This is a genomic window from Terriglobia bacterium (genome assembly GCA_020073085.1).
Lineage (GTDB): Bacteria > Acidobacteriota > Terriglobia > JAIQFV01 > JAIQFV01 > JAIQFV01.
Map to the genome: position 1 here is coordinate 58,701 of JAIQFV010000020.1, position 12,143 is coordinate 70,843.

The window sequence follows — 12,143 nt, forward strand, 5'->3', positions numbered from 1 at the left end:
GCAGGAATCGGCCTTCAAAGAGGTTCAAAGGGTGGGAGAGCTCAAGACAAAGATGCCACATGGGGCAACCGGACACTCCCGCCAATCTGCACTAATAAGTTGATTTTAAATATGTTAGCTTTTACCTGTTTTGAGTTCATGGAGCGAGCCAACCAATGAGAATCAAGACCAATTACAACGCTTTTATGAGTCTGGCTTGGCTTACGGTTATTCCCGTGAAGACAATGACTTCGGTGGCAAATGAATGGTCGTTGAGGACAGAACTTGTTGTGAAACAAGCCAGGGGTGGCCAATGAAGCATTATGACATCACAGAATGGAGCGATTTTGCTCGCGGCTTGACCGAGGGCATCGATCGCAGTTCGATGGAAAGGCATCTAGAGCTCGGTTGCAGTCAGTGCCGACGCACAGCCCGTCTGTTCATTGATTTGGCGAGGATCGCCAAGGCCGAACCACAGTTTCAGGTACCCCTGTCCGTCGAGCGTCTCGCGAAGGCAATTTTAGCCATGAACCAGCCGGAAAAGTTGAGGCGCCTGCCCCGATTCGTGCCGCGCCTTGTCTTCGACAGCTTCCGAAGCCCCTTGCCAGCAGGAGTGCGCTCCCGGCAGGGAATGACCCGGCAGGCGTTATACAGGGATCATGCAGCAAATTTTTCACTTGACCTGAGATTGGATCACGAGCCGGGTTCTTCACAAGTAGTTCTGGTAGGTCAAATTGCCAATTTCAAGGAACCTTCCAAGAGGCATTCGCATGTGCCGGTTTTCTTGCTGGCTGGAAGGGACATCGTGGCACGGACAGTGAGCAACCAGCTGGGCGAGTTCCAGTTGGAATGTCAGGCTAAAAAGCGCCTGCGATTGTGTGTGCCGGTCAATGACATGGAAACGACTCGGTTGATGGAGATCTCCCTGAACCAGCTCGTCAAGGGAAAGCAGATTGAAGATTCAGCGTTGAGGCCGAAGCGGGCCATGAAGAAGGACAAGAAATAAAGGAAGCGCGGGAGTTGCTGTTGTCTTACGACCGGGACATTTCCCCGGGTTGGAGGGTGGCATGGAACAGGCGATTCGAGAGTGTCTTGGAGTTGGTCTTTGTTTTGCTATTGTGGGGGTTGCAAGGATGATGGAAATATCACTGAAGCATGTCTTGAGGGAAGATTTCCAGAAGAGAATGCTCCCACGATCCTTGAGCGTACCGCCGGAGGATGACCGCGGGTAGCCCTTTGGGTCCACTGGTAATCAGGAAGTGCCAATACGCAGGGTATTCTGCGAAAAGGTTAGGGGATGGAGTCCACCATGGGGTATAGGGCGAAACGATACATCTGGCTTCACTTATTTTTGGTACTCTGCTGGATTGCATTCCCGCAGGGATTCTTCGGTCGTAGCGCCGCCCAAAGTGCCCCCACTCAAACCCAGGCCGTCGCCAGCAATTTATTTATCCTCAGGACTCCAGCTGCAACTCGCGACAGTGTGTGCAGCAGAAACAACCTGCAGTTCATTCGTGGGGTCGATACTCCGGGCCATGATGTTTTCCTGGTGAGTGGACCAGCGGCGACCGATCCGGTGACGCTGGAGGACCATGTCAAGGGTGATGACGCGGTCCAAGGGTTCGAGCAGGTGGGGGGCGTGTTTGTTCCCGAAGCGCTTGCCGGTGCGAATCTGAACCAGTCGACTGTTGCCTTTCTGGATGCGTTGGGAAACACGGCCACCACTTCTTTTTCCGGAGACATCGTCAGGGCAAGCTACGTCAGCCAGCCGGCAACTGCGATCATCAACATGCCGAGCGCCCAGGGCATCGCGAGCGGGGCGGGGATTGTTGCCATTATCGATACGGGCCTTGATCCCGATCATCCCGCGCTAAGGCGATGGGTGGTTCCCGGTTTTGACTTCGTCCACAATGTGGCCGGAACAGCGTCCGAGTGGAGCGACCTTGCCCAGTCCACCGTGGCTTTTCTGGATCAATCCACTGTGGCGTTCCTCGATCAAACGAGTTCTGCGGTATTGAATCAATCGACCGTGGCGTTTCTGGATCAATCGACCGTAGCGTTCCTGGATACCAACAAGCCTCCTGCCGCCTTCGGTCATGGCACCATGGTCGCTGGGATTGTGCATCTGGTTGCCCCCACAGCCAAGATCATGCCTCTGAAGGCCTTTCAAGCAGATGGCAGCTCAAATACCTTTGATATTATCCGTGCGATATACTATGCAGTCGACAATGGCGCGAACGTAATCAATATGAGCTTCAGCCTGGCGGGTTTTTCTCAGGAATTCGTCAGGGCGATCAATTACGCTACCGATCATGGGGTGATCTGCGTTGCCTCAGCAGGGAATGACGGGACGGATGACTTGAAGTATCCTGCGGCTTTGCGAAACGTCATTGGGGTGGCTTCCACCACCAACCTCGATGTCCGCAGCACGTTTTCCAATTTCGGATCGGGTCTGGTGACCCTGGCCGCCCCCGGAGAAGGGATTATCACGACCTATCCGGGTGGCCACTACGCCGCTGCCTGGGGTACCTCGTTCAGCGCTCCTTTCGTCGCCGGGGCACCGGGGTTGTTACTCCAATTTATTCCGAAAACCGATTTCTTCGGAGGCGTTGATGCACTGTCACACGCCAAAGAGCTCACCAGTGAGCTTGGCTATGGCAGGCTCGACCTCTACCAGGCGCTGACCTCACGACTCAAGTCTCTTCGCTAGACAGAGTTCTAATTTCAATCACAAATCTACTGGCTGTGTACACTTTTGAACCACCCCCTCGTTTCTTGAGGGAGAGGTTGCTGATGGATCCTATGGGTGTGTGTGTTCACGACTCTATTGTAAGTTATTAAAATTAAATAGTTTACTGTTGTGACAACGAGTGAGAAGGAAGATCTCCAAGCGACATTTTGCGGGTATCCGAATGCTGGAACCAGGATTGCTGTAAATTGGACTTACTCGACAATTGCACGTTTGATCCGCCAAGAAACATAGAATGTGCAATAACAAATCTTTCCATGGTTTAAAGAGTGTGTTCTAGTTTGAGTCACGACTCAAAAAGGTAGGGTAGATTCCCGATGGAATTCATCCCAGGGATGAAGCTAAGGCGTCATGAGTCAAAGTATTATTAGCTAAAGGGTTAGTTCTGGGTTGAGAAGGTGAAAAGAACAGAACGGGCGGGTTCGGGAGATGGTATGACGTTTGGTGTAACAATTGCTTTGGTTTCAGTGGTTAATTTTATTGCGGAGAAGGTGTCATGAGACAAAACGCAAGACAACATTTCCGGGTTGCCCTTATTTTGGCTATTTTCCTGATCACGGTTCCGCTTCAGGCCGCTACCGGCGATATCTGTATTCTGCGGACGAGCGCCTCCTCATTGCAGACTGTGCTGAACAAGTACAACCTGCAACTCCTTGGTTCGGTGGACGGGGCACACGATGTTTATTTGGTGCAGGAGCCCGTTACTGCATCTCCCCTCAACATGGATGCGATTGTTAAGGCCGACCCGGCAGTCCAGAATTTCGAGGAACTTGTCCCGGCAGTGATTCCCGAAAGCCCGGCTACTCTTCAAGCGGGTACAATGAGCCCGTCGACGGGTTCGCTCGCCAATCTGGCTTCCAGCCAAAGTTTTGTCAACTATGCGGGTGATTCCGTTTGGAGTAGTTACGTCAACCAGCCGGCTGCCAATATCATTAATCTCTCCAATGCCCATCAATACGCGACTGGCAAAGGAACGATAGCCATCATTGATACCGGCGTTGATCCCAATCATCCCGTGCTGAAGCGGTGGGTTACAACGGGCTATGATTTCGTGAACAATGTTATGGGGTCTGCATCGGAGTGGGTGGACCTGAGTCAATCCACGGTTGCATTCCTCGATCAGTCCACAGTGGCTTTTCTGGATGGCAGCAATCAAGCCGTCCTCAATCAATCCACGGTTGCTTTCCTGGACCAGTCGACCGTCGCATTTCTCGATACGAACAATCTCCCTGTCGCATTTGGACATGGCACGATGGTGGCCGGGATTGTCCACCTCGTTGCCCCTACGGCGAAGATCATGCCTTTGAAAGCCTTCCGGGCGGATGGAACATCGAACAGCTATGACATTATTCGTGCCATCTACTTTGCCGTCGACCATGGGGCCGATGTCATCAATATGAGTTTCAGTATGGCGAGTCCCTCCACTGAGCTTGTGCGTGCCATCAATTACGCCGCGGATCACGGGGTGATTTGCGTCGCCTCAGCGGGAAATGCGGGATCCGACACGCTTAGCTTTCCAGCCGCATTAAGGAATGTAATCGGCGTCGCCTCCACTGCGTGGAACGATTCGCGCAGTGCATTCTCCAACTATGGCTCTGGTCTGGTGGCCTTGGCAGCGCCGGGCGAAGCGATCGTCACTACTTACCCGGGTAACCACTACGCTGCGGTCTGGGGTACCTCTTTTAGCGCGCCGTTTGTGTCCGGCGCTCCTGCGCTGATCGAACAGCTGTATTCGAACACTTCTTACAACAGCAGCATGAACTCGCTCTCCCATGCGAAGCAACTGACCACCGATCTCGGATTCGGGAGACTCGATCTCTATCAGGCTCTAACGTATCTCCAGAAGAACTGAACGCCAATGATTAGCGCAGACACCTGCCTGATCTAAGGGAAGCCCCCTGAATGCCCAAAGCACTCTGAGTCCCAGCCGTTGGGTTGATGTCACTGGGGGAGGGATGCTTGGGTGCGGGAGCAGGCCTCGTTCGGTCCTTTCATCCTGCGTTCTTCTGGTCCGCTTTGAGAATTCTGTGACGGCAGCTGCAGGACGTTGTATTCTTTCCCCCCTTCAATAGACGCCCATCTTTAGTTGTGCCGCAAACAAGCGGTTGTACCTTCATTCCCGATGCGCTTGCGGGAACTCACTTGGATATCTTGGATATAATGAAAAGCAGGGGGATTGCCAGGCAGAGTTGCGGTATTCGAGAAGGGAAGCGGAGGGAATCAAACGTGTGCGGTCCGGCCTCGGTGCGTGGCGGCAAGTGGGGGTAGTGCCACTCGCCGCCACTTTTCTGCCGCGCGGGAGAGGCTGGATCAAGAAAGAGATCCTCGCGGGCAGAACTGGATGCGGGAGAGCATCGGATCGCGCTCTCCTACGACCACGATTCGGCCAGGAAGCCGATCGCCGTGACCTCACCGCTGATGGGATCGTCCCCCTATTCGTGGGGCGGAGCATCCTCTCTGGCTGGGTCCATCGACGTCAGCTGGGATCCTGGTGTCTATCACTCCCGTCATCAAGGGAGATCAGTCGTGAATGACGGGTTTTAATTGCTTACCTCCTATGCCACAGTTTGTACTCCACCTTGCCTATTTCGAGGGCTTCGCGCTGCGACAACCGCTCTGTCAGTCTGCCTGATGAAAAAGAACCGAATCGTTTGCGCTCCTACATTACTGGCGGTGTACGTTCATTCAAATAGGGTACATCGCCGCCTAAAAAATATAGTGTCCCAAGCAGATGATGATTAACCAGGCAGCCGCTGCATCGACAATTTGCTGGTTCGTGGGAAGAGGCCATTCTCATCGGTTAGTCCTGGAGCGGGCTAAAAAAAGAATCTTATGATTGCTCCGCCCAGGACAATCCCCTCATCAAGACTGCCAACCAACCGGGAAAACGCGACAGAAGCTGAATGGATTGGACCTCTTTTCAGCTAATTCTTTGAAAAACCTATATCTATTGGTGTGCTCTGAACCCTATATAGACATCCTGGGTTCATAAACCGGCTTTGAGCTGCGGCTCATTCACGGGCGGGGGATGGGGAGAAACGGTGTATACACGGTCCAAGACGATGGTGGTCTCAGGTTCATTTCAGAATTTTTATCCTCAGGACGTTTGGAGGAATTTATGAAGCTCGAGCGAGAACTTCAGGTCGCCACAAGTCTAGCCTTGCAGGCCGGAGAGGTCCTCTGGCGCCACCAGTCGCGACAACCCAAAGTAGAATACAGGGCAAAGGGGGAGCCGGTCACCCTTGCCGACATCCAGGCGGACAGTATCATCCGCGCCGGACTCAATACCGCCTTTCCCAACGACGCCGTTTTTTCTGAGGAGTCCGCGGACTCCCACGCCAGGCTCTCGTGCACGCGCGTCTGGATTGTTGATCCGCTGGATAGCACCAACAATTTTGTGGAATTGGGCAATGAGTATTGTGTTTCGATTGGCCTGTCGATCCAGGGTCAGGCCGTCCTGGGCGTGATTTACAACCCCGCTCGGGATGAGTTGTTCACTGGGTATTGCGGTCGCGGCGTGCTCCTGAATGGTTCTCCGGTCAAGGCAAGTGAGGTAAGAGAGGTTGAAAAAGCACGCATCTCTGTTTCGAGAAAGGAATGGCGTCGCGGGATCGTGATGTTATCCACCACGCTGCGGATTGAGCCTTTGTCCAGCATGGCCTACAAGCTCGCGCGGGTCGCGGCAGGGATGGACGACGGGGTGTTCTCATTGACCCCGCGAAAGGAGTGGGGGACGTGTGCGGGCGTGGCTTTGGTCGAGGCGGCGGGAGGAAGAACAAGTCTGCTCGACGGACGCAGGATCGCGTTCAACCGATTCAACCTCCGGCAGCCGCTCGGAATGGTCGCAGCCGGTTCGCAATTGCATCCCCTGTTAGTCGAGCGCGTCCGCGACCTCTCTCCCGCTATCTGGGATGAATGCGGCGGAATCTGCCGGAAGGTCGACGACCCTTGGACAGCAATCCCAACTGAGCAAGAAGACCCCACGAACGAGGGGAGGGATGGCCTATGAGCCGGAACAACCCCATTCGTATTCCGTTCGCCGCAATCGTAGGCCAAGGTCTATTGTCCCGTTTCAGCTTTAGAACTATCGGATTCATCCGACCTCTCTATGCCTATCGCATGATCCTTTGTTTAGGGTATATTTTCCAGCCACTCCACGCACCCTATTACAAGTGAAGGAAAGAACTGCCTCGACCCCCATCGGCTCCTTGTATTGAACGACGGGATAGTCGGAAACGAGGGGAGAAAAGTCTGCGTAGACAGACATCTGAGGAGTCGCGCTGCAGGGTTTGAGATGTCTGATTAGCGAAGCGGCGCCGACGAGCTGGGTCGGCTAGGATTCGCTGAGGAGGCTGACGATGTGGGAAAAGCTATTGATTAGGCTTGCTGCGCTCTATTGGGCGAGTGGAATCGTCTTCTTGTTTTTAGCCGGAAGGATGTTCAAGGAGTTTGTTCGACGGAAGGAGTCCGGCGGCAAGCCAGATGCAGTTCCGAGTGGCCTCCCCCTCTCCCCGAATCATAAAGGCGCTGGACGATTCAACGCCTGGATTGGACTCCACGGGCAGAATTGAAAGCCTGCATGCCTGCGGTGGATAGGAATCCTGTTTGCGAAGTGGGTTGGACAATGTCTCAAGAGTTGACTTGTGGTGCGGATATCAATGCGGAATGAAGAGCGGTGAGCTGGAAGAATTCCTGGGGGGCGGACCGATGACAGTAGGAAAACTCTTGAGACTCAATGCCGAGGTTTCTCGACTCGTCGAATTTTTCGGGTACAACGAGGAATTCAGACGTCAGTATTCCGCGTGGTTGACGAAGCTGGGGGAATGCATCGTCAACGAATGCATCTCCGAACAACTGGATCTGGACATGCCCCTTGGAGAGTCGGCCCAAAAGGTATTCGTGGAATTTAAAGAATGGCTTTCCTCGCTCCCGGAACTGCAGGGGGTGTGCGATCTGGGCACAGATGGAATGATCGAAAAACAGAAGATCAGCCAGTACCTCCTCAGCCAGCTCCCGGAAGATGAGCACCGGAAGTTGGAGGACCGGGTTTTCAAGGATGACCGAATCCTTGAAGATCTGGAGGTCTTAGAGGATTCAATGGTCCGCAAGTACATTCACAAGGAACTCCCCCAGGGCGAGTTGATCCGGTTCGAGAGAATCTACTTGGCCACTGAACGGGGCAGGAAGAAAGTGTGGCTGGCTCAGGCGCTTCATGCGTTTGCTCAAGGACGCCCTCCCCGGAGTGATTCCGACAGCGGGGAATCGGGGAAGCAGTAACCTTCCTTTCTCAACATCCCCCCTTCTTTTTTTCAGGTTGAAAAAGAAAATCTCCTGCGTCAAAATACCTTCCTTCGCAGATCGATCTCTGGACTCGTCCGCACGAGCGGACCAGGAAATTAGGGGCAGACACCTTTTCCTATAAGACTTCGCAGGAATGACATCAAGGCCGGTGTCTGTCCCTTTTGTTCACGAGCGGATCAGGAAGTTAGGGACAGACACCTTTTCCTATAAAACTTCGCAGGAATGACATCAAAGCCGGTGTCTGTCCCTTTTGTTCACGCGCGAATCAGGAAGTTCCATCCTGGTTCGAGTGAGTTTTGTTATCCATTCCCATTTGGGATAACCCGCGCCTGAAGGAGCCCGCAGCCATGAGTGAAATGAAGAATCCCCAGGAACCTCTCATCCTCCCCCTGTCCCGCCGTGAGTTCATTGCCACGGTGGGCGTCGGTGTTGCCTCGGCAACCGTGCTTCATCCGGGGGTAACAGAGGCAGAGCCTGTGGCAGCAAGCCATGCCCACGAGCCCACAGAAGGCAGTGCTCGCCGGGTTCCGATTTCAGTGTCGGTCAATGGGACCCAATACGAGCTTGAAGTAGAGCCCCGATGGACGCTGGCGACGGTCCTGCGGCGCGAATTGGGACTGACGGGCACTAAGATTGTCTGCGACCGCGGGGAGTGTGGCGCCTGTTCAGTCGTGCGTAATGACCAGCTTATTTATTCTTGTATGACCCTGGCGGTGGAATGCGATCGTTCCCGGATTGAAACCATCGAGGGCATTGCCGATGGAGAAAAACTGCACCCCGTCCAACAGGCGTTTATCGACAACGACGCGCTCCAATGCGGTTACTGCACCCCCGGCCTGGTAATGGCTGTCAAGCATCTACTCGATCATCATCCGCATCCCGGGCTTGAAGACGTCAAGGAAGCCTGCGCCGGCAATTTGTGCCGGTGCGGAACCTACCCGAATGTCTTTAAGGCCGCGCTGGAGGCAGCTCAGAAGATGAAGCCCGCTCAGGCCCGGAGGGCTGCCAGATTGTAGCCCCGTCTGAGCCCCGCGCTTCTTCTTTTTGCGGGGCGAGGGCGGGGTCAGCATAAGAGAGAAGGTCAGAGCCCCGGCGGGGCGACAGAGATCGTTTGGTTGAATGAGGAGGAGTCTGCGATCCCCGCTGAGGATATTAGGCCACAGATCCCTACGGAGAAACTCACATGCCAAAAAAGGTCAAAACCACAGTGGAGTTCGAAGGGCGCGTCAGCGAAATCCTCGTCGATATTCCCGACATTGAGACCCCTCTCTGGGGCAACGATGCCGAATTGGATATCGTGGGCCATCCTACCCCCCGGGTCGATGGGGACAAACGGGTGACAGGAGCAGCTAAATACACTTCCGATATCGTGCTTCCTCACATGCTGTACGGGCGCATTCTGCGCAGCGCCCATCCTCACGCCGTTGTGAAGAGTATTGATTCGTCAGAGGCCGAGAAGTTGCCGGGCGTCAAGGCTGTGATATCTGCGTTTAACACGGATGCGATTCGGTGGCATGGGTCAAGCTCCTTGTTCGACAAAACGGTGCGTCTGGTGGGAGACGAGGTGGCGGCCGTCGCTGCCGTCGATGAGGACACCGCGGCCGACGCGTTGGAGCTGATCAAAGTGGACTACGAGAAGCTTCCCTTTGTCACCGACATGGAAGAGGCCATGAAGGACACCTCGCCCAAACTCTGGCCGAACGGGAATCTGGTGGGCGGGAAGCCTTCAATCTATGAGCGGGGAAGCGTCTCGAAAGGGTTCGCCGAGGCTGACCTGGTAATTGAAGAGACCTTTCGAACCCAGACCGAGTTGCACACTTGCCTGGAGACTCACGGCAGTGTGGCTTTCTGGGAGAGAGACAAGCTGACGGTATGGGACTCCACCCAGGCGGTGTTCAACGTCCGGGATGCACTGGCGGCCGCCCTGAATATTCCCTCCAACCACGTGCGGGTCATCAAGCAATACATGGGTGGGGGATTTGGGAGCAAACTTGAACTGGGAAAGTACACGGTGATTGCTGCGTTGCTGGCACGGCGGACCAATCGTCCCGTGCGGCTGATGCTGACGCGCGAAGAAGACCAGATGAATACCGGCAATCGTCCGGCGACCCTCCAGCACATCAAGGTCGGCGTCAAGAAAGATGGGACGCTCACGGCGATTGAGTTGAAGTCCGTTAACGCCAACGGCGCCTATCTGGGAGGCGCAGGATGTGGCGCGCCTTACCGGGAGATGTACCTGTGCCCTAATGTGCGAACCGAGGAAAATGCGGTGTATGTCAACACAGGGCGAAGCCGGCCGGCCCGCGCGCCGGGGCACGTGCAGGGCACCTTCGGCCTGGAGTCCACGATGGATATCGTGTCCCGCAAGATCGGCATGGATCCGCTGGAGTTTCGAAAGAAGAACTACGCCACGGTCAATCAAGCCCAAGCGAATCCGAAACCGTATTCGGCGAAACTCCTCGACCAACTTTACGAGGAGGGGGCGAAGAAGATCGATTGGTGGAACCGGGATAAGAGAAAAGATTCCGTCTCTCCCCCCAGCAAGAAGCGCGGCGTCGGCATGGCGAGTCAGATTTGGGGAGGGGGCGGAGGACCGCCGGCCTACGCGCTCGTCAAAATCAATCGGGATGGTTCGGTGAACGTCTTCTCGGGAACCCAGGACTTGGGGACCGGGACGAAGACCATCGTGGCGCAAATTGCGGCCGAAGAATTGGGGATCGCTCTCGCCGACGTGGCCGTCGACCTGGGGGACACCGAGACGTGTCCATTTTCAGGGTCGAGCGGCGGTTCGACCACAGCGGCCTCGGTGGGTCCGGCGGTTCGAACCGCTGCCGCCGATGCGCGCCTCCAGTTGTTTGAATACGCGGCGCTGGACCTCAAGGTGAAGCCGGAGGAACTCGCCTCCCGCCGTGGAAAGATTTTTGTGAAGAGCGATCCACAGAAATCCCTCGCTTTTAAAGATGCTGCTCGAAAGGCAGGAAACAATATGATCATCGGAAAGGGCTTTCGAGGTCCCAATCCCGATGGCTATTCGCTCAACACCTTCGGCGCGCACTTTGCGGAGGTCGAGGTCGACACCGAAACTGGACGAGTGACGGTGCTGCGCCACGTGGCAGCACATCACAGCGGCCGCGCTCTTAATCCCTTGACCATGACCAGCCAGATCGAAGGGGGCGTCATCCAGTCGATGGGGTACGCGCTCTCCGAACAGCGGGTCATCGATGCGGCCAGCGGCATCCCTCTGAACATGAATATGGAGAACTACAAACCGATGACGGCGCTGGATGTTCCAACGATCGAGCCTGTGCTGCTGACCCAGGTCGATGAGCATTGTAATACCCTCGGTGGAAAGGGGATTGGCGAACCGCCGCGCATCCCGGCCGCTGCGGCAATCGCCAATGCGGTGGCCGATGCCATTGGCGTCCACATCAAAGAGTTGCCGATCACGCCCGACAAGGTGCTGGCCGCGCTCAAATCCTCGGCGCCCAATCATAAGGCGTAGACGATGTGAGAAGTTAGGGACAGACACCTTCTCTTAAAGGGGTTCGCAGGATAGACACCAAAGCCGGTGTCTGTCGCTTTTGTTTGTCGATGAGAGCCCGATCTACAGAAGCCCCCGAGGGGCGCCAGAATGTAGCCCCGCAGAAAGTTAGGGACAGACACCTTCTCTTAAAGGGGTTCGCAGGATAGACACCAAAGCCGGTGTCTGTCCCTTTTGCTTGTCGATGAGAGCCCGATCTACAGAAGCCCCGGAGGGGCGCCAGAATGTAGCCCCGGGTGGAGCGCAGCGGAGGCCGGGGTCAGGAAGGCGAAGAATCAACCAAGCCGCGGAGCGGCGACAGAATGTAGCCCCGGGTGGAGCGCAGCGGAGCCCGGGGTCAGGAAGGCGAAGAATCAACCAAGCCGCGGAGCGGCGCCAGAATGTAGCCCCGGGTGAAGCGGAGCGGAGCCCGGGGTCAGGAAGGCGAAGAATCGACCAAGCCGCGGAGCGGCGCCAGAATGTAGCCCCGGGTGGAGCGGAGCGGAGCCCGGGGTCAGGAAGGCGAAGAATCAACCAAGCCGTGGAGCGGCGCCAGAATGTAGCCCCGGGTGGAGCGCAACGGAGGCCGGGGTC

Annotated in this window: 7 protein-coding genes; all 7 read left to right on the top strand. The window is 55.6% G+C overall.

The annotated features are described in order from the left end of the window. The first annotated feature begins 292 nt into the window (after positions 1-292). The 7 genes from LAO21_17930 to LAO21_17960 all read left to right on the top strand — a co-directional run bounded on the left by LAO21_17930 (position 293) and on the right by LAO21_17960 (position 11,531). A complete protein-coding gene (locus tag LAO21_17930) occupies positions 293-985 on the top strand; it encodes a hypothetical protein (GenBank protein MBZ5554600.1) in 693 nt (230 codons plus the stop codon). A 303-nt stretch (positions 986-1,288) separates the two neighbouring features. Then, on the top strand, positions 1,289-2,689 hold the full coding sequence (locus LAO21_17935; protein ID MBZ5554601.1) for a S8 family serine peptidase: 1,401 nt from the start codon (positions 1,289-1,291) through the stop codon (positions 2,687-2,689). Positions 2,690-3,224: 535 nt separating this feature from the next. Further along, a complete protein-coding gene (locus LAO21_17940; GenBank protein MBZ5554602.1) occupies positions 3,225-4,580 on the top strand; it encodes a S8 family serine peptidase in 1,356 nt (451 codons plus the stop codon). 1,266 nt (positions 4,581-5,846) lie between these two features. After that, positions 5,847-6,737, top strand: coding sequence for a 3'(2'),5'-bisphosphate nucleotidase CysQ (locus tag LAO21_17945; GenBank protein MBZ5554603.1), 891 nt, complete (start codon positions 5,847-5,849; stop codon positions 6,735-6,737). A 656-nt stretch (positions 6,738-7,393) separates the two neighbouring features. After that, positions 7,394-8,005 (top strand): hypothetical protein, encoded by a 612-nt coding sequence (locus LAO21_17950; protein ID MBZ5554604.1) that lies wholly within the window; start codon positions 7,394-7,396, stop codon positions 8,003-8,005. 371 nt (positions 8,006-8,376) lie between these two features. After that, the gene (locus tag LAO21_17955) at positions 8,377-9,045 is read left to right on the top strand and encodes a (2Fe-2S)-binding protein (protein MBZ5554605.1); all 669 of its coding nucleotides are present in this window, start codon (positions 8,377-8,379) and stop codon (positions 9,043-9,045) included. A 167-nt stretch (positions 9,046-9,212) separates the two neighbouring features. Then, positions 9,213-11,531, top strand: a complete 2,319-nt coding sequence (locus tag LAO21_17960) for a xanthine dehydrogenase family protein molybdopterin-binding subunit (protein MBZ5554606.1) — start codon at positions 9,213-9,215, stop codon at positions 11,529-11,531. Positions 11,532-12,143: the final 612 nt, after the last annotated feature.